This window comes from Streptomyces sp. NPDC008238 (assembly GCF_042956445.1).
GTDB lineage: Bacteria > Actinomycetota > Actinomycetes > Streptomycetales > Streptomycetaceae > Actinacidiphila.
Map to the genome: position 1 here is coordinate 23,071 of NZ_JBIBGK010000037.1, position 20,649 is coordinate 43,719.

4 protein-coding genes are annotated in these 20,649 nt (G+C 73.2%); 2 read left to right on the plus strand and 2 right to left on the minus strand.

The window, feature by feature from the left end:
- The first annotated feature begins 1 nt into the window (after nucleotide 1).
- Nucleotides 2-4,498: an FtsK/SpoIIIE domain-containing protein gene (locus ACFZAU_RS38220; protein WP_500556030.1), complete on the plus strand. Its 4,497-nt coding sequence runs from the start codon at nucleotides 2-4 to the stop codon at nucleotides 4,496-4,498.
- Nucleotides 4,499-4,605: 107 nt separating this feature from the next.
- Here the strand turns inward: ACFZAU_RS38220 and ACFZAU_RS38225 are convergent, their stop codons facing one another.
- Together ACFZAU_RS38225 and ACFZAU_RS38230 are read right to left on the minus strand one after the other, a co-directional pair.
- Nucleotides 4,606-4,902: a hypothetical protein gene (locus ACFZAU_RS38225; protein ID WP_354801257.1), complete on the minus strand. Its 297-nt coding sequence runs from the start codon at nucleotides 4,900-4,902 to the stop codon at nucleotides 4,606-4,608.
- A 46-nt stretch (nucleotides 4,903-4,948) separates the two neighbouring features.
- Nucleotides 4,949-5,815 carry a lipocalin/fatty acid-binding family protein gene (locus tag ACFZAU_RS38230; RefSeq protein ID WP_500556031.1) on the minus strand — a complete coding sequence of 289 codons (867 nt, stop codon included), beginning with the start codon at nucleotides 5,813-5,815 and terminating at the stop codon, nucleotides 4,949-4,951.
- Nucleotides 5,816-5,997: 182 nt separating this feature from the next.
- On the opposite strand from ACFZAU_RS38230, the gene ACFZAU_RS38235 reads away from it, so the two are divergent.
- On the plus strand, nucleotides 5,998-20,640 hold the full coding sequence (locus tag ACFZAU_RS38235) for a hypothetical protein (protein WP_500556032.1): 14,643 nt from the start codon (nucleotides 5,998-6,000) through the stop codon (nucleotides 20,638-20,640).
- Nucleotides 20,641-20,649 lie beyond the last annotated feature (9 nt).

Below are 20,649 nucleotides of genomic sequence, written 5' to 3' on the forward strand. Positions count from 1 at the left end.
CGTGAACCTCACCATCACCACCGTCGACGGCGCGGACGGTGCGCGCCGCGACCACCTCGTAGGGCTGCCGCCGCGCACCACCGTCGCGGACCTCGCTGAGGCCGTGGACGGGACGCGCGCCCGCGACCTCTACCTCGACGGCCGCCGGCTCGACCCGGACGCGCCCGTCGCCTCGGCCGGACTGCGCGAAGGCGGCGTCCTGGGCCTCGGCGCCGCCGGAACGGACCCCGACCGGGTGCGGGTCGGCGCGGAGACCGACGCCGGGCCGGTGCTCGCCGAGGTCCACGTGGTCTCCGGACCGCAGGCCGGGCGCACCTGGCTGCTCGGCTTCGGCAGCCACGAGATCGGTTCGGGACCGCTGTGCGCGATCCGCCTCGAAGGCTACGGCGTCCCCGAGGGCGGGCTGTGGGTGACGGTGGGTGCCGACGGCTCGGCGCACTGGCACCGCACCCGTACCGCGCCCGGCGACGAGGTGCGCGGCCGGGTCCCCGCGCCCCCGCCGGACGACGCCGTCACCGCGCTGCGCCGGACCCGCCCGCAGGGGGTCACCACCGAGCGGACCGCCGCCCCGGGACAGCCGGTGCCCTGGCCGCCCGGCGAGGACCTGACCGCGGGTTCCGTCCTGCTGCGGATGAGCGCGCCGGTCGAGGCGGACGCCGCCGTCACCCCGTCCGCGGACGGCTTCGGCATCGACTACAACCGCCCGCCGCGCATCGCCCCGCACCTGGACGGCGAGCGGGTCCGGCTGCCTTCGCCGCCCTCGGCCCCGGGCAAGCGCCCCTTCCCCGCGGCCATGATGATCGCCCCGGTGATCATGGGCTTCTTCATGGTCGCCATCTTCAAGTCGTACTACTTCGTCGTCTTCATCGCGCTCGGCCCGATGATGATGCTCTCCAACTGGGTCACGGGCCGCCGCACCGCCCGCAAGGACTACGAGGAGGCGGACCGCCAGTACAACCGGCGGCGCGTCGCGGTCGAGGACGGGGTGCGCGAGGCCGTCGCCCGCGAGCGCCGGGTGCGCCACGTCACCGGCCCCGACCCCGCCGCCGTCGCCCTGATGGCCACCGGGCCGGGCAGCCGGCTGTGGGAGCGGCGCCGCCACGACCCCGACCACCTCGTCCTGCGGCTGGGCACCGCCGACCAGCCCTCGCTGCGCGAACTCGAGGACCCCGCCCGCGACGAGAACCACCGCACCATCCGCTGGAACATCCCCGACGCCCCCATCGCGGTGGACCTCAGCGGCCACGGAGTGGTCGGCGTGGCGGGACCGGCGGCGCAGGTGCAGCCGCTCGCCCGCTGGATGGCCGTGCAGGCAGCGGTGCTGCACAGCCCCCGCGACCTGCGGATCGTGCTGCTCACCGAACCGGGACGCGCCGACGACTGGGCCTGGGTGCGCTGGCTCCCGCACGTGCGGCCCGCGGCGGCCGGCGGCCCGCTCGTCCTCATCGGCAACGACCCCGAGTCGACCGCGGCCCGGGTCTCGGAGCTGGTCGCGCAGATCCAGGTCCGCAAGCGGGCCACGAGCCACGACCGCAACGCGGCCGTCGTCGGCCCCGACATCCTGGTGATCGCCGACGGCGCCCGGCGGCTGCGCGACGTGCCCGGCATGGTCCAGGTCCTCACCGAGGGCCCGGCGACGCGCGTCTTCAGCGTCTGCCTCGACGAGCAGGAGCGGCTGCTGCCCGAGGAGAGCACCGGAGTGGTGCTCGCCGAGGCCGGCCGGCTCACCGTCAAGCGTCCCGGCACGCCCGACGTCCCGGCGGTCCGCGCCGACCAGGTCACGCCCGAGTGGTGCGAGCAGGTCGCCCGCGCGGTGGCGCCGGTCCGCGACGTCAGCCCCGAGCACGACGCGGGACTGCCGCAGCGCGTGAAGCTGCTCGACCTGCTGAACCAGGAACCGCCCAGCGCCGACACGCTCCTGGCGGGCTGGCGGGCCCGGCCCTCCACCACCTCCTTCGTGCTCGGCAGCGGCTTCGAGGGCCCGTTCTCCCTCGACCTCGTCCAGGACGGTCCGCACGGCCTCGTCGCCGGGACCACCGGCTCCGGCAAGTCCGAACTGCTGCAGACCTTCGTCGCCTCCCTCGCCGCCGCCAACCGGCCCGACGAACTGACCTTCGTCCTCGTCGACTACAAGGGCGGCAGCGCCTTCAAGGAGTGCGCGCAGCTCCCGCACACCCTCGGCATGGTCACCGACCTCGACGCCCACCTCGTCGAACGGGCCCTGGAGTCGCTGGGCGCCGAGCTGATGCGCCGGGAGCACGTCCTCGCCGCGGCCAACTCCAAGGACCTCCCCGAGTACCAGGCCAAGCGCGCCGCCGACCCCACGCTCGCGCCGCTTCCCCGGCTCCTGCTGGTCATCGACGAGTTCGCCACCCTGGTGCGCGAGGTACCCGACTTCGTGCCGGGCCTCATCAGCATCGCCCAGCGCGGCCGGTCGCTCGGCATCCACCTCGTCCTGGCCACCCAGCGGCCCGCCGGTGTGGTGACCGCCGACATCCGGGCCAACACCAACCTGCGGATCGCGCTGCGCGTCACCGACCAGTCCGAGAGCCAGGACGTCATCGACGTCACGGACGCCGTCGACATCTCCGCCGGCACCCCGGGCCGCGCCCTGGTGCGGCGCGGCCCGAAGTCCGCGGAGCCCTTCCAGACCGCCTGGGTGGGCGCCGAACGGCCGCGGCCGAGGACCGACGAGGAGACCGAGGCCGACAGCGGCGCCCGCAAGCCCGTCGTGGCGGCGGAACTGTCCTGGGACGCCCTCGGGCGGGCCGCGGCGCCGGCCGCGTCCGAAGTCGTGTTCACCCAGAGCGCCCAGGCGCCCGCGCCCACCGACCTCCAGGTCCTGGTCGACGAGATCCGCGGGGCGGTGGACCGGCTCGAGGACTACGTCCCGCAGCCCAGCCCGTGGCTGCCCGCGCTGGAGCGCAAGGTCCTGCTCGACGACCTCGACGCGATGAACCCCGTCCGCGAGGGACGGCTGCTCATCCCCTACGCCCTGGAGGACGTGCCGCAGCTGCAGCAGCGCCACGTCGCCGCCGCCGACCTCAGCAGCTTCGGCCACCTGTACGTCGTCGGCGCGCCCAGGTCCGGCCGCACCCAGGTGCTGCGCACCCTGGCCGGCTCCGCCGCCCGCCACCACAGCAGCGCCGACGTGCACTTCTACGGCATCGACGCGGCGGGCGGCGGCCTGGCCGCGCTCACGACGCTCCCGCACTGCGGTGCCGTCGTCCCCCGGCACGACACCGAACGGCTGGAGCGCCTGCTGCGCCGCCTCAACCAGGAGCTGGTCAACCGCCAGGAACTGGCCCAGCAGCACAACGCCACCGGCATCGGCGAACTGCGCAAGGTGCTGCCGAAGGCCGAGCGCCCCGCGCACATCCTGCTGCTGGTCGACGGCTGGGACGCCCTGTCGGCCATGCTCGACGAGCACGAGTACAGCCACATGTACCAGGACATGGTCCGCCTGGTCCGCGAGGGCGCCGGAGCGGGCATCCACTTCGTCGGCACCTCGGAACGCGCCCTGCTGGGCGGCCGAATGGCGGCCCACAACGACCACCGGCTGCTGCTGCGGCCCGGCGACCGCTCCGACGTCCAGGCCGTCGGCATGAAGCCCGGCAAGCTGCCGGCGGACATCCCGCCCGGCCGCGGCTGGCACGTGCTGACCGGTACCGAGACCCAGGTCGCGCTGCTCGCGGCGGGCGGCGGCACCGAGCAGGTCGAGGCGCTCCGCAAGATCGGTGCCGCCGCGCTCAAGCGCGACGCGCGGGTGCCGCAGGCGCGGCGCCCCTTCGCGGTGGCCTCGCTGCCGCGGTCGGCGGAGTTCGCCGACGTCTACGACAAGGTGCCCGCCGAGCAGCGGCGTCCCCTGTGGGGTCTGCTCGGCATCGGCGGCGACGAGGGCGAACCGGTCGGCGTGGACCTCGCCGGCGCGTCCGCGGTGTTCGGCGTCATCGGCCCCACCGGTTCCGGACGCAGCAACACCCTGGCCTCGCTGGCGGTCTCGCTGCTCGCCGGCGGCACCTCACTGGTCGTCCTCACCCCGCGTGAGTCCCCGCTGCGGGGGCTCAGCCGGCACACCACCGTGCGGGTGATCACCGACAGCGAGCCGACCGAGGAGGCGGTGCGCTCGGCGCTCGCCGAACTGCCCGGACCGCGGGTGGTGATGGTCGACGACGCCGACCTGCTGGCGATGTCCGGCGCCGACAAACTCCTCAAGGAGATCACGGTGTCCGGCCGCGACCAGGGCCTCGGTCTCGTCTACGCCGCGACGGCCGACGGCGTCCAGGGCGGCATGAGCGGCTGGATGTCCAGTGCCCGCAAGGCCCGCCGCGGTCTGCTGCTGGGGCCGAAGAGCATCACCGAGGGAGACCTGATCGGCGTGCGGCTCCCGCACGCCGTCACACGGGTGGCACCCCACGCGGGCCGCGGCTGGACCGCCGGACGGGGCAGCGAGGTGATGGCGCTGCAGGTGCCGCTGACCTCGCTCCGCACGGAGTGATCCCCGCGCCGTGGTCCGCGCTGCGGTGCGGACCACGGCACGGGCCCCGGACACGACGAAGGGCCGGGCGGGGAACGATGTCCCGCCCGGCCCTTCGCGTGCGGCCGCTACTTCTTGAAGTTGCTCGCGACCTGGGTGTCGAAGTCCTCGGCGCCCTTGGCGATCGAGGTGAACGCCTCGCCGAAGTTCTCCAGGCCGTGGATGGCCTGGGTGAGGCTGCCGGTGAACTGCTGGTAGGCGTCACGGATGGCCCCGCTGGCCTGGGGCAGCACCAGCTCGTCGTTGAGCATGCTCTCGACCTGGCCCTTCAGGCCCTCGAGCCGGGCCATCCACTCGGTGCAGGTGGACGCGTGCGCCGCCGCCCGCTGCCGGACGTCCTCGGGAACGATGTGAATCGCAGGCATTGCATCGCCTTTCTGTTCTGATGAGCCTGTGGGGGGGTGCTCCCGATCAGGCGATCTTGGGGTTGGTTCCGCCGTGGGTACCCGGGTTCTGCGGATGAGTGTCCGGGTTGTTGGGGTTCTTCGGGTCGTCGGGGTCCCCGCCGGGCTTGTCGCCGCCGGAGTACGTCCACTCCGGGGACTTGCCGTCGGAGCCCTTGGGGCCGCGCGTGTACTCGGTGTGGCCGCCGTCGCTGTTGGTGACGGTCATGGTGCCGCTGCCGTCGCCGTTGATGTTGGCCACCGTGTGGGCGGTGCTGCCGTCCGGGTACGTGGTGTCCGTCGTGTAGCTGTCGCCGTTGTAGTTGGTGGTGGAGGTGTACTTCTTGCCGTCGTACTCGACGGTGGTCACCTCCTTGGTGACCTTGCCGTCCGCGTCGACCTCCACGTGCGAGTCGATGTGACCGCGGTTGGTGTCCAGGTGGAAGTCGGGCGGGGTGTCACCGGGGTCCGTGGCGGAGCAGAAGTCCGGCAGCTCGCCGGGCCCCTCGCACTCCTTCAGGTGCTGCTGCTTGTACTCCCACTGGGCCTTCTGCTGCTTCCAGTTCTGCACGTGCAGGTTGGCGCTCATCACACCGACCTGGGCGCCCAGCTCGGAGTCGAACTCCCGGAACGCCTCGCCCACGGAACCGAAGGCCGCGGCGAGCTCCTTGATGCCCTTGTCCGCGCGCCCCATCGTGCTCGTGGCGTTGGTGTGGAAGGTGGACATCGCGGTGGCCACGGCCTCATGGCCGAGGACCGCCTGCGCCTCGCCGTAGCCCGAGCTCAGCCGTCCGAAGATGCCCTTCTTGATGAGCGGGTCGATCTCGCCCGCCAGGGCTTCCAGGCGCTGCTTGGCGTCGTTGAGGACGTCGTAGTCGATTTTGATCTCGGGCACGGGGGACCTCCGGACGGTCCTTGGAGAATCCGGTCACCTCGACCACGCACCACGCCCCCCGCCGGTTCACCGCCGCGCGCAGGTTTGACGCAGGTCACATGAACCACGCGTGAGCCTCGCGCGTGGTCCACGTGGAGAGCTCCGCCGGGCTCCTCCGCTCCGAACTGGGAGGGATCCCCCACATGCCTCGCCCGAGCGACTGGAACGTGGTCGGTCTGCACGGGGACCCGACCCCCGGGGACCCGGTCCAGATCCGTCAGCTGGTCACGGACCTGTCCACGATCGGTTCGCAGGCGAGGTTCATCGCGACGGCCATCGACCAGGTGATGAACACCGCCGACAGCAGCGTCTTCGCCGGGCAGACCGCGGACGCCCTGCGCGGCAAGATCGACGACCGGCTGCGCAACCACATCAACGACGTGGCCAACTCCTTCGAGGAGGTCTCCCGCACCCTGGGCGACTGGGCGAACTGGGTCGAGGAGGCCCAGGGCAAGGCCGACGGCGCCCTGTCGGCCGCCCGCGGCCTGCCGCAGGACGACCCGCAGCTGGAGGTGCACCGGCACACAGCCGAGAGCGCGGGTGCGGAACTCGGTGAGCACGGCAGCACCGTCGCCGGCGTGATCAACAAGGCCTCCGACATCCGGCTGCCGATCTCGGACTGCCAGGTCTTCTGGGAGATGTTCCAGATCCTGGCGATCATCCTCATCGTGCCGGCGCTGATCTTCGGCGGTCCGATCGCCCTGCTCGCCTTCGGCGTCAACATGACGCTGTTCGTCAAGGCGGCCATCGACTTCGCCCGCGGGGACATCGGCTTCCTCGACCTGTTCCTCGCCGGGCTCGGCATCATCGCCCCCACCACCAAGGCGCTGCCGATCTTCAGCATCGGCAAGCTCATCAAGGGCGGTGTCACCGCCGGCATCCAGTGGGGCCGCGGCAGCATCCTGTCCCTGCGGGACATCATCAGCGGGTTCCGGTTCGCCACCGTCTTCACGGGCCTCCGGGACGTCGCGCGGATGAGCCTCACCTGGGTGCGCCAGGGCGGCCTGTGGGTCATGCAGAACTTCCACAACCTGCCCGCGCTCGGCGGGTCGGTGATCGTCAAGAACGGGCTCGTCGTCATCCAGGGCGTCCGCTCCATCCCCGTGGTGGTGCGCGGCTGGACGACGGCGGTACGGGCCGGCGCCCCGGGCGCGTGGAAGAACTTCCAGCTCTTCGCGCAGGAGACCTGGAGCAGCCAGATGGCCGGCGGCAAGTGGACGCGCCTGCTCCTGCCCGTGACGCACACCGACATCGCGGAGTACGGGCTGAAGGGCGCCCTGCGCATGGGCTTCTGGGACCGCGGCGTCATGGGCCGGGGCGTCTGGGACCTGCCGGTGGGCGGCACGGCGGCGCACACCGCGAGCGCCGTCCCGATCGGCCCGCACGGCGCCACCCCGCACTTCGACGTCGCGCACGCCGACATCAACGTGGCCCGGGTGGACCTGGCGGACGTACGCTTCGGCAACTTCGCCGACACCCACACGTCCATCCGCCCCGCCTCCTTCTCCGTGGCGCCGATCGACACCGTCGACCTGAGCGGGCTGCGGGTCGGCACGCTCAACCCGGTCTCGGTGCACGGGGCGACCTCGCTGGTCGACGGTTCGACGGCGGGCTTCCGGGCCGTCCGGCACATGGACGACGTGGTCGACATCGCCGGTACGCAGCTGAGCGGGATGAAGATCGACGCCTTCGGCGTGACGCCCGGTCAGATGAGCGAGGGACTCGGCGTGAGCGCGGCGGCCCCGGGCGGCCACGTGACGCACTCCTCCGGCCTGTACGTGCCGGGCTCGGCGGGAACCCCGGCCGTGCACGAAGGCGTGGACATCACCGCTCTCGCCGCGCACGGCAACGGCAGCCTGCTCTCCCAGGGCACGATCGGCGTGCTGACGGCACCGCCCGGCGGGACCAACGCCCTGCACACCGCCCTCACCGGCGTGCCCGCCCCCGCCCCGGGCACCACGGCGGTCCACGACCTGCTCGCCGCCCCCGGTGCCCCGGGCGCCGGGACGGGCGCCGCGCACACCGCGCTGACCGGCGTCCAGGCGCCACCGAGCGGTGCCGGGGTGCACGACCTGCTGACCGCCCCGGGCGGAACGACCGGCGCCCACGGCCCCCTCACCGGGGTCCCCGGGCACCAGAGCGGCACCAGCGCCGGGGGGTCCGCGTTCGACGTGCTGGCCGGCGGCTCCAAGGGGACGCCCAACAACCCGGTGCCCACGCACTTCGGGTCCTCGCTCGACGACAACGTCGCCGGCGCCGCCCGCGCGAACCAGGCCCATCTGACCCTCGACGAGATCGTGCGCCCGGCCGGCGGCGGCCGCCCCGGTTCCGTGGTCACCGACACCGTGCCCGGCCCCTCCGCGCACGGCGCTCCCGCTCCCGGTGCGCCCAAGGCCGGCGTGCACGGGATCGCGCCCAAGGACGCGGCCCGCTCCGCCTTCGACCTCCTCGACGACGGCCGGGGCGCCCGGCCGGTCGACGGGCCCGCCTTCGCCGGCGCACCCGGAGCCGGGAGGACCGTGGACACCGACGCGGGCCACGCCTTCGCCGGCGCGCCCGCGAAGAGCACCGACGACGTCGTCGTCGCCCCGGGCACGCACGACAAGGTGGCCGTCACCGGCGACGGGAACGTCGCGGTGCCGCTGCGTCAGGACCCGGTACCGGTCCGGCCCTCGGCGTCGGGCGGCGGTCACGTGCTCTCCCGCGAGGCTGACCTGCTCCACGAGGTCAACCTGAAACTGGGCAAGATGGGGTCGGGCACGGTCACGGTGGAGGCCGTCACCGCCGCCCGCCAGGTGCTGGAGGACCTCCGCGGCGCCGCCTTCACCAAGGTCGACATCCGCGCCCAGGCCGACCAGCTCGCCGTCCACCTCGCCGGCCCGGAACGCGGGCACCTCCCCGGCGGCGTCAGGGACGGCGACCACACGCACGACGCGCCCACCCCGGGCGGGCACCACGCCCCGCCGGCCCCGCCGAGGCCGCCGCGGCCGGCGAGCGGCCTGCTCGACGGGCTCGACGACGTGCTCCCGGACGACACCGGGGCACCGCTGGGTTCGCGCTTCGACTTCGACGACGACTCGGTCCCCGGGTCCCCGGTCGGGGAGCACGGCACCGAGGACCTGGACGGCTTCTCGGAGTTCGTGGACCTCATCCGCCCGCTGCGGCAGCACATCGAACGGGCCCTTGACAACCCCGCGGCGGACATCGAGGTGGCCCTCGTGGCCAGCCCCGGAGGCCGGACCTGGCGCGAGTTCTCCGACGACGTGGGCCACGCCATGGTCTCCGTTATGCTGCCGGGCGAGCGCAAGCCGCTCACGATCGGCTTCTACCCCGAGGACGGGAACCTCTTCGGCAACCCGGGCGCCATCGTCAACGACGCCGAGTACCTCCTCTCCGGGCACGTCCGTGTGCTGGGCACCTACCGGATCACCGCGGAGCAGCTGTTCGAGGCGTACCGCTACGCGATGGCCAACTCCGGCGCCGTGTACGACCTGTTCCGCTACAACTGCGTCCGGTTCGCCGAGGGCTTCGTCTCCGCCGCGCTCGGGAAGTCCGTGGCGGACCTGTGGGTGGCGGCCCCGTACCGCCTGGTCGACACCATGCTGCGCCGTGACGGCGCCTGGCACTGGGCCGACGGCACGTCGCCCGTGGCCAAGCTGACCGCCGACGACACCATCAGGTACCAGAACGCCTTCGGCGAGGTGGAGGACTGGCGGCTCAGCGACCATGTCCGGTTCGAGGGCGCCACCGACCAGGCGAAGCACTTCGTGCTCTTCGACCACCAGCGCCCCCTGATCGACGGCAATCTGGCGACGGCTCCGCAGAAGGAACGCCTGCTGATCCTCGACCAGTTCGAGAAGATGATCACCCACACGATCCTCACCTCCGGCGAGGACGCGGGACGCCTGCTGTCGCGGCAGCTGGGCGAGGCGTACGGCACGCTCCGCCCGGGGCTGTCCGACCTGCCGGGCCCTTCGGTGACCGGGTCCGTCACCGGCGACTCCCTCCCGGGGGCCGGCCGGGGCTCCGTGGACAGCGTGCCGGAGCCGGCGCCGAGCCCCGGCGGGTCGTCCGCGGGCGGTTCGGGCGCGGGCGACTCCGCGGGACACCTGCCGCCGCAGTCCCCGGTGCAGTACGCCTCCGACGTGCAGCACATGTTCGCCGAGATCGACGACATGCTGCAGGACATGGGCCTGTTCCGGCACTCGCTCGACGACCTGCCCTCCGGTCCCCCGTCACCCGTCCACCCCGGCGCCGGCGGCGACGTCCACGTCGGCACCGGCGCGGAACCGCACACCCCGGCCGTGGACAAGGGCAAGGGCAAGGCGCCGGCCGACATCGCCGGCTCCTCCGGCGCCCGGCCGGACCACGACGGCGTCCGCGGGGACTTCGGGGACGACCTGTCGGAGATCGACGCGGCGGCGGCCATCACCGACGCCCGCCGCGACCTGATCAACGCCCGCGCGATCCGCGACGACCTGCAGACACGCTACGTCGACGGCGCCGGCACCTCCGCCGAGGTCGACGGCGTCCGCTACCTCGAGTCGTGGGAACAGGTCCGGCAGGCCGAAGCCGCGCTGACCCAGGCGGAGGCCCACTGGGACGAGCTCACCGGCGGAGCGCCGCTCCCCGAGGTGCAGTCCTACGCCGGCCACGGTCTCGGCGGCGGAGCGCCGCGCCTGCCGGAGGGCCTGCGCTCGCTGCTGCACCTCAAGGGCCGCGGCGACGCGGTCCCGCCGGCGCCCGAGGGCGTCGTGCAGTCCGTCGACCACGTCCCGTCGGCGACCCACGTCGTGACGCCGCTGGAGGGCGGCAAGCTCAGCCACGCCCTCGTGCCCAGCGGCCAGGACCTGACGGTGGCCCACTGGCTGGACGACCCGCAGTCCGCCTACGGCCGGCCCAAGGGCAACGGCAAGGAGGCGTACGAGGGCGACCTCAAGGCGCACCAGGACGTGCTGACCAAGGGCCTGGCCGGCGCGGAGCACAACGACGACCTGACACGTGTGCTGACGCAGCAGCAGGAGTCGTTCCTGGAGAACGTCGCGCTGTTCCACGCCCTGGAGGGCCGCACGGAACTGCGCGACCTGAGCATGCCGCAGCTCTCGGCGATCGTGATGGCCGAGCGGCGGGCGCTGCGCACGCTCGCGGCGGACACGGACGCCCTGACCACCAAGCTGCGCGGCGGCGACTGGGACTGGGCGAAGGGCTACCGGCTCGACGGGGCGGACGCCGGTGAGCTCATCGCCAAGGTCCACCGGCACCTTCAGGACGAGCTCTCGCTCACGGTGAACCTCAAGCTCGGCAACCAGGTGCCGGGCGGCGGGACGCTGCTGGACGCGATGACCGCCGACCAGCAACTGCTCCGCAACGCATGGGAGATCGACAACGCCGGCGCCGGGTACTACGTCACCCGCGGCAACACGGAGGAGGCCCTCGGCCTGCCGGCCTCCGTGAAGCGGACGACGGACGCCTCCGGGATCTACCCGGGCCAGGGCGGCAAGTCCTTCGCCCCGACCGCGGCCGACCTCACGGACCTCCCCAACTACGCGGCCCTCACCTCCAAGTACCGGCCCGGCGGTGTGAAGATGTACGGGCAGGCGGTCTTCCACCTCAAGCCCAACCTGATGGAACGGGCCACGTTCACCCCCGCCGACAGCTTCATCGAGGGCGTCGAGGGTGCCCGCAGCGTCACCGGCCGGGGCAACATGCTGCCGCTGCTCAACCACGGTCCCGAGCCCCTGGTGCGGCTGGCCTTCGCCGAGGCGACCGACTTCCAGTTCGACGACGCGTTCCGCGGCTTCCGCGACGCCGGAACGCTGGAACGCCGGCTGGGCAGGTACTTCGAGGCCCAGCTCCACGGCGGCGTGAAGTGGGACGACCTGGATCGCGTCGTGCTCGTGGACGACGGTTTCGACCCGGCGCTCCAGGCGCGGAAGCTGCAGCTCGAGCAGTTCGCCAAGGACAAGGGGCTGTCCTTCACGGTCGAGGTCCACAACGCGCGTCCCGGCGCGGCCTCCGGCTCCGGAGTGCACCCCGCGCCCCCGGCACCGCCTGCCGCCGGCGGCACCCACCCGGGCGGCACCGGAGCTCCCGGGCCCTCGACGGCGCACGGGCCCGGCCCGGCGAGCGGCCACCCGGGCACCCCCGACACGCCTCCGGCCCCCGGCGGCGGCAAGCCCGGCTCCGCGGCCGACGAACTGCACGAGAACTACGCGGACCTCCGCTTGGCGGCCTCGCTCCTCGACGAGGGCGGCGTGCCCAGGGCGGACCTCTTCACGGACACGGCCGCGCGCGTCGAGCGGTCCAGCGACGCCTCGTTCGTCTCCCCTGCGGCACCGGCCGCCTCGGGGGGCACCGCGAAACTGACCGACGACCAGATCCTGAACGTCGTCGTCGGCACGGGCGGCCGCAACGGCGACGAACGCCGCACCCTCGGCGGCTTCGAGTTCGGCGCGGGCACCCGCAGCAACGACGGCAAGAACCTCGTGTCACGGCCGGTCGTGGTCACCGTCAAGGACGGCGGGACGGAAGCGGACGTGGCCGTCCACCTGAACGTGATGCTCAGCTCGGGCAACGAGGCCGACGTGACGGTGACGGGCGGGAAGCTCGCGAACACCACGGAAGTCACGATCACCGGGAGCAAGTTCCACCTCACCGCAAGACCGCACACCGACCAGAACCTGATCGACCTGCACGGCCCGTCCAGCGACACCGCGTCGAAGTCCATCCACGTGGGGCCGAGCAACGCCAAGACCGGCTGGAACAGCAGGCCGGGCAACACCAGGAACCTCGCGCAGTCCCTCGGCGTCTCGGAACAGAAGCTCATCGAGGCACTCGACAACCGGTTCCCGCCGAGCGGACTGGTCGAGACGATCCACCGCTTCCAGGACGACGTGGAGCGTGCCGTCGTCCACGGCTCCGGCGCGGAGGACGTGCGGGTCCACTTCCAGGGTGACAAGTCGTTCCCCGTCCGGGGGGACTCCGGGGGCGTGTCGGCCCCCGCCGTCACCGGCCTGTCCGGTGGGGCGGGCGACGTCCTGCACGGTGCGGTTCCGGGTGCGGGGCGGGTGGATCTGACGCTGGATGCGGGTTGGGATGCTGCGCGTGGTGCGGTGGCGCCGAACACGGTGAAGCATTCGTGGGTGGATCCGGTGTCGACGCCGCGGGGTGGGGGCGCTCATGCACCGCGGTACGAGGTGCGTGCGGGTTACGACGTGCGTCGGTTCGAGTTGGGCGACCGCTCGGTCACGGATCTGACGGTGCGGGTGCGGTTGGCGGCGGACGGGTTGTCGCCGTCTGAGGTGGACGCGTTGTGGGACCGTGCGGTGTCGGGTGTGGAGCGGGTCTTCAACCGTCCGGGTGCGGTGCTGCGCGATGAGAGCGTTCTGCACGTCACGTTGGAGCGGGTCACGGGGAATGCCTCCGACGCGCATCTGACCGTGAACGTGGGTGGTTCGCGTGGTGCGATGAACCAGCATCAGTGGCGGATCGACGCTACCGAGCAGGATCTGGCGCACGAGCTGGGCCATCAGCTGGGTCTGCGGGACGAGTACCGGGACACCACGGCCGGGCACCGGCCCGAGGTCGACGGCAGTCTGATGGGCAACTACCACAACGCCGCCCCGGAGGGCCTGTCGCAGGGCGGGCTGCGCCCCCGCTACCTGGACCTCATCCACGGCCAGGTGGTCAGTCACGACCACGTCCACGTGCCGCACGTCGGCGTCGACGCGGTCGACGGGATCGCCCCCCTGCCGCGGTCCGTCTCCCCGTCCGCCCCGAGTGCGAGTACGTCCACGGCCGCCCACGCGGGTGCCGGTACGGGCGGGCGGCTGACCCCTGACGCCGTCCGGATCCTGGACAGCATCACGAGTTCGGGCACGGTCGACGGCTCCCGGCGCACCCTCGCCGGCTTCGAGTTCGGAAAGGTCCGCGACACGGGGAGCACGAACCTCATCTCGCGGCCCGTGCTGATGACGGTCACCGAGGGGGACAAGGCGGTCCAGGTGGCCGTCCACCTCAATGTGATGGTCACCCCGAGCGGGAGGCTCGACGGGACGTCGGTCACGCTCAACGCGTCGGACTTCCATCTCACCGCGCGCTCGAAGGCCGCGCAGGACCTGATCGACAAGCACGGACCCTCCGCTCTGACGGCGGACAACTCGATCCATGTGGGGCCGGGCAACGCCAAGGCAGGTTGGGACAACAGGGCCGGTCACCTCCAGAACCTGGCGGACGAGCTCGGCATCACGAGGGAGAGCCTGATCAAGGCGCTCGACAACCGTTTCCCGCCGGGCGAACTGCCGGACACCGTCGCCCTGTTCCAGCGGGACGTGGAGCGTGCCGTCGTCCATGCCTCCTCCTCCGAGGTCATAACGGTGGAGTTCCGGGGCGACAAGTCGTTCCCGGTGCAGGACAAGTCCGCTGGTGTCTCGGCGCGGGCGGTGGACGGACCGGCCGGTGTGGTGGACGACTTCTTCCACGGTGCGGTTCCGGGTGCGGGGCGGGTGGATCTGACGCTGGATGCTGAGTGGGACGCTGCGCGTGGTGCGGTGGCGCCGAACACGGTGAAGCATTCGTGGGTGGATCCGGTGTCGACGCCGCGGGGTGGGGGCGCTCATGCACCGCGGTACGAGGTCCGCGCTGGTTATGACGTCCGTCGGTTCGAGTTGGGCGACCACTCGGTCACGGATCTGACGGTGCGGGTGCGGTTGGCGGCGGAGGGGTTGTCGCCGTCCGAGGTGGACGCGTTGTGGGACCGTGCGGTGTCGGGTGTGGAGCGGGTCTTCAACCGTCCGGGTGCGGTGTTGCGCGATGAAAGCGTTCTGCACGTCACGTTGGAGCGGGTCACCGGGAACGCGTCCGACGCGCACCTCACGGTGAACGTGGGTGGTTCGCGTGGTGCGATGAACCAGCATCAGTGGCGGATCGATGCGACGGAGCAGGATCTGGCGCACGAGTTGGGTCATCAGCTGGGTCTGCGGGACGAATACCGGGACACCACGGCGGGGCACCGGCCCGAGGTCGACGGCAGTCTCATGGGCAACTACCACAACGCCGCCCCGGAGGGCCTGTCGCAGGGCGGGCTGCGCCCGCGTTACCTGGACCTCATCCACGGCCAGGTCGCGAGCCACGACCACGTCCACGTGCCGCACCTCCCCGCCGCCTCGGACGACGTGATCGCGCCCGGCGGCAGCGGCGCGGCCGAACTCGACCTGCTCGACCCGGCCGTCTTCAAGGCGCGGACGTCCGGCTCCGGTACGGCGATCGACGCCGTCGAACGTCGGCTGGCCGAGCTGTACGACGTGCAGGGAACGGACCTCGCCGGGCGGATCACGGCGCTCGACGAACTGACCGCGGCCGCAGACGACTTCCTCACCGCCCACCGTGGCGCACCGGGTGCCGTCGGCGTCGAGCGCACGCTGGTCCAGGCGCGGGCCGAGAGCGGCGCCTACCGGTTGCTGCAGGAGCGCGCCGCGTTCGGTACGGGCCACGGCGGCGGCGTGGCCGCCCTGGACGACCTGGCGACCCGCGTCCGTGCCGTCCTGGCGGGCGACGACCTCACGCAGGCGACCCGCGTGCGGCTCCAGGACGCGCTCACCGGCACCGAACGTCAGGCCGGCGCCCTGCGCCTGCTCGCGGGGAGCGACGTTCCGGCAGCGCCGGCCCCCGCCCCGGCCGCCGCGGGACGCGGCGCCGACGACGTGCCCTGGGCCGAGGACTACCGCCGGGTGGAGGAACTCCTCGGCCGCGAGGGCGATCCGCGCCGCGAGGGCTGGGCCGATCTGACCCGGGCCCGGCAGGACCTGGGCACCGCGGAGGACGCCCTGCCGCACGGGGAGGCGAGCACGTCGCAGGGGATCAGCACGATCGAGGAACTGCTGCGCTCCGACACACTGGCGGCCCGCGACCGGGTCACGTCCGCGATCGACGGCCTGCGGGAGCAGGGGATCGACCCGCACCAGGTCGAGACCCGGATCCGGGACGTCCATGAGGAGGCCGCCGTCGGGCGCGGCGCGACCCCCGGCGCCGGGAAGCTGAGCGACCTGCCCGAGGGCACCGGAGGGAGCGTCACCCGCGTCGAGTTGAGCGACTCCGGCGTCGAGGGCGCCAACGGACTGGTCATCGAGCGCACCGCGGCCGACGACGGCAGCGTGACCCACCGCGTCCTCGGTCGCGGGCTCGAGCCCGACGAGGGCCGGACGGTCGTCTTCCGTGACGGCGGGTTCGACGTGCGGCACACCGCGTCGGACACGGTCGTCCGGTACAACGAGTCAGGCATCAGGACCGCCCAGGAGGTGCCGCTCAGGAACGCCGCCGGGGACCCGAACGGCCTGCGGCTGCACACCGATCTCAACGGCCACGGCCGCCCCGCGGCGACCCGCCTCACCGGCCCGGACGCCGAGCACCACCTCGCGGAACCGCTGGAGGACGGGACGGTCCGCGTCACCGACACCCGTACCGGCGAGACCACGCGTCACCGCACCGGCGGCCACCCCGTCGACGGAGGCCTGCGGCTGCGCGGGGCGGACGGGACGCCGGCCGAGGGAGACCTGGTGCTGGTGCGTGAGGACGGCACCACCCGCGTCACCGACGTCCAGGGGCGCGACGTGCCCCGCATGGTGACCCCCCTGGAGGACGGCGCCGGTTTCCGGATCACGGACGACGTCAGTGGTGCGTCCGTACGCCACGACGGGGCCGGACGGCTCCAGGAGACCGGGCTGTCGCTCACCGGCGCGGACGGCGGACGCGGTGACCTGTTCCTGGCCCGCGACGGTGCGGGCACCCACACGCTGACGAACGCCCACGGCGTCCCGCAGCGCGGCGACGTCACCGTCCTTCCCGGGGACGCCGGTTTCCGGATCATCGACGACGGGACCGGCGCGACGTCCCGATACACCCCGGACGGCCGCCGGCAGGACGCCGGGACCGCCCTCGCGGACCCGGCGGACGGGGTCCGCGGGGCCAGGGTCGCGGTCGCGGACGGCGCCGGCGGGCTGCGTCTCACGGACGGCCTGGGCCGGCCGCTCACCGAGCGCGTGACGGACGTCGGCGGTGGCCGGCTCCGTACGTTCGACGACACCACGGGCCGGTCCGTGCTCCACGACGACCAGGGCCGGCACGTCGAGACCGGGACGGCACTCGCCGACCCGGTGGCCGGTACGCGCGGCGACCGCTTCGTCGTCCCGGACGCGGCGAACGGCCACCGGCTCACCGACGCCACGGGCGCCGCCCTGCCCGAGGGCGTCCAGGCACTGCCGGGCAACGGCGGTTTCCGCGTGACCCACGCCACCGGCTACCGGACGTTCGCCCCCGACGGCGCCATCACCGGCGACGGCCTGCGCCTGACCGGCCGCGGCGGCGTACCGGCGGGCCACCTGGACCGCGCCGCGGGCGGGGGACAGCGCTGGCTGGACGACGCGTTCGCGCCCGACGCCCAGCGGGCCGTCACGGTCCACGGGAACGGCCACATCGAGATCGCCCGGCCCGGCAACGGCCACCAGGTGTTCCACGGCACGACCGGGGAACTGGTCCAGGAGGTCACCCCGCTGCCCGGCGGCGGCCGGCAGGTCACCGCGGCACACGGTTCCTTCGCCCGCCACGACGCGGCCGACGCCCTGACCGCCCACGGCACCCCGCTGCCGGACGAGGCGGGCGGGCGCGTCCTCGTCACGCGGGCGCCCAGCGCGGACGAGCCGAACGGCGCGCACTGGCTGGAGGACCCCGCGGGCAACACCATCCGGCACTGGGACGCCACCACGCAGCCGGCGGGCGGCGTGCGGATCGAGTGCACGCTGCCCGGCGGCCCGCGCCGCGGGGAGTTCCTGGAGCTGGACCCGGACGGCGTTGTCGTCCGACAGGGCTTCAACGTCCTCGACAAGGGCAGGACGGCCCCGTACCAGTACGTCCTGGACCACCGGAGCGGCACGTGGGCCCGCACCGGGGGCCCCGACGGCGCCCCCCGGGGCGTCTTCCACCACGGCACGGCGGATCTGACGGGCGTCGCGAACGGCAGGGTGGTGCTGCTCAGCGCGACGGGGGCTCCGGTTCCCGTCTTCGAACGCCGGGTGCTGCCCGGCGGCGGGCTCCTCGACTCCTTCCGCCGCACCGACACCATCGCGTTCGGCCGTACCAACCCCCGTACGAGCTGGGCGCGCTGGGGCGACGAGGCCGCCCTCTCCGGCTCGGGGATCCGTGAGTACGACACGGCGGGCACCGGCTGGCGCGACCTCGACGGACGCGGCGACGTCGTCCACGAGTACCAGGCCGGTCTGCAGAAGCACACCAACGGCACGGGCCACACGCTGGCGCTGCGGAACCGGAACGGCGACCTGCGCTGGCACCGCTTCGACGGCGCCGGCAAGGAGCTCGCCGAGGGCCCGCGCACCCCGGACCGGTTCGACTCCGGCTGGACCGACCTCGCCGACGACGGGCGGACCGTCGTGCAGCGCAAGTGGGGCATGGGCCGGCTGCCGGAGCACGCGGGGCAGTACGAGGAGCACAAGATCGTGCAGGACGCCGCCGCGCCCGGCGGGTGGCGGACCGACGGGACCTGGCAGCGCCAGTCCCCGCACGGCAAGGAGGTCGGCAGGGCCGAGGTCGTCGACGGCCACCTGCTGGTCACCGAGCGGTGGCGCGAGCAGCGGCCGCCCGTCTGGGTCCGCAAGGCGTGGCTGCCTGGTGCGCGGAACGCGGAGGGCGGGTACGCCCATGTGCTGGGCGACAACGCCCACCAGCTGTTCACCTGGCAGAAGCGGCCGATCGGCACCGCGACCGGTGAGGTCACCTCGGGCGTGCGCTACGTCGGCCTCGACGGCGGAGTCCTCGACCTGACCGCGGACGGCCGCTTCGCGCGCCTGACGACCAAGCTGCACGACGGCACGACCCTAAAGGTCGGCGACCACGCCGGACGTCCCGGCCACGCACCCGCGGCCGCGGGGCACCAGCCGTGGGAGGCCGGGCAGTTGCGGGGTTACCGCGTGCCGCAGGACCCGGCGGCCACGGGCCTGCTGTGGCGGGACGAGTTCAGCGACGCCGCGGGCGTCCAGGTTGTCCGCGAGGGCCTCCCCGGCGGGGTGGTGCGCGAGTACACCACCCCGCGGGCCGTGGACGCCGCCCCCGGCCACGGCACGTGGGTCACCCGTGACGCGCACGGCAACCTGACCGGGATGCGGCAGCCGAACCCCGACGGCACCCTGAACAGCTTCATCGAGGGTGTGGGGAAGACGGACTCCGCGAGGTGGACGTGGCGCGAGGTGGACGCCGAGGGCACCCCGCTCGGCGCCTCCGGCACCCGCACGTTCTTCCGCGGCTCCAGCGACCCGAAGCTGTCCTGGGACGACTCCTTCCGCGACCGCGACGCGGGCGGCCGGCTGGTCCGCGAGCGCCGCATGCTCGACAAGGGCCGCTACGTGCAGGCCTGGCGGGACCCGGCCGACGACAACCGCTGGCTGACGGCCGCGTACGACCGCACCGGGCGCGCGATCGACCCCGGGCCCGGCCGGCAGGTGCGCAGCTGGTGGAGCGGCACGTCGTGGCAGGACCAGTGGTCGCGCGGCGCGCGGCACTTCCGTGACGAGCTGCGGCCGCTGCCCGGCACCCAAGGCGCCACCGTCAGGCTCCGCGAGGTCCCCGTGGGCCTCGGCGGCCCGCTGCGGGTGCGCGAGTACGACCCGGCGGCAGCGACCCCGCACTCGGTCTGGAAGGAGTTCGACCACGAGTCCGTCGTCCGCGAGCGCAAGGCCGTGAGGGACGCCGACGGCACCGTCAGCGGCTACCTGGAGACCGACGCCTGGCGCGGCCAGTGGAACCGCTACGACGCCGACGGCGCGCTCGTCGCCCAGCGCACCGACAGCGGTCTGGTCTGGGAGCGCCGGGGCCCGTTCGACCAGATGAGACTGGTCGGCAACGAGTACGACTACCGCGGGGCGCTGACCGAGATCCGCGGCTGGGGGCGCCGGGTCCGTGAGGCGCAGCGCATGCCGTGGTCCGGCACGGTGGTCCCCGACGGCGCTGGTGCGGCGCTGCGCGAGGCCCGGTACGAACCGTACTGGCGGACCGTGGCCTACAAGGCCGCCGTGGAGTTCGGCCAGGAGTTCGTCCTGGAGTTCGCCGCCAACCTGGTGGTGAACGCGATCGTCGACGCCGCCCAGCACAAGAAGTTCAACGGGGACGACGTGCTGAAGGCGTTCGCCAACGCCGCCGTGTCCTCGGGCGTCAAGACCGGTCTCGGCATCGCGGTGCACGAGAACCGGATTCCCGGGCTCCGGAACCTCGGCAACCTCAAGACGACCCTGGCCAACGTCGACGGCGGCAAGCACCCGCAGCGCCGGCCGTTCAACCACGACAAGACCTGGACCAACGAGTGGGCCGGGAACGAGACGCCCACCCGCTGGCGCGGCGGCATCTACGACTTCGCCTTCAGCGCGGGCACCAGCGTGATCTCGGGCTGGGTCAACGGCGCCATGAACGCCGCCGTGTGGGGTGTGAGCGACGCCAACGGCGCCACGGTCAAGCTCAGCGGCGCGGACGCCTTCCTGGACGGCGGCATCAACGCCACCGCGGCGCTGACCACCTCGGCCTCCACCGCTCTGGTGAAGAACGTGGTGGTGCTGGGCGGCGGAAGCCGGCTCTTCCATCGCCAGGGCTTCGCGGACTTCTGGATCCAGCTACCCTTCAAGATCTTCGAGAAGTCGATCCAGTCGGTTTACCTGACCGGTGCGTACCGTGCGAGCATCAACCCGTCCTGGTACCAGGCACCACCGGCCGGCACCGAGCAGAAGCAGTAGAGGATCCGG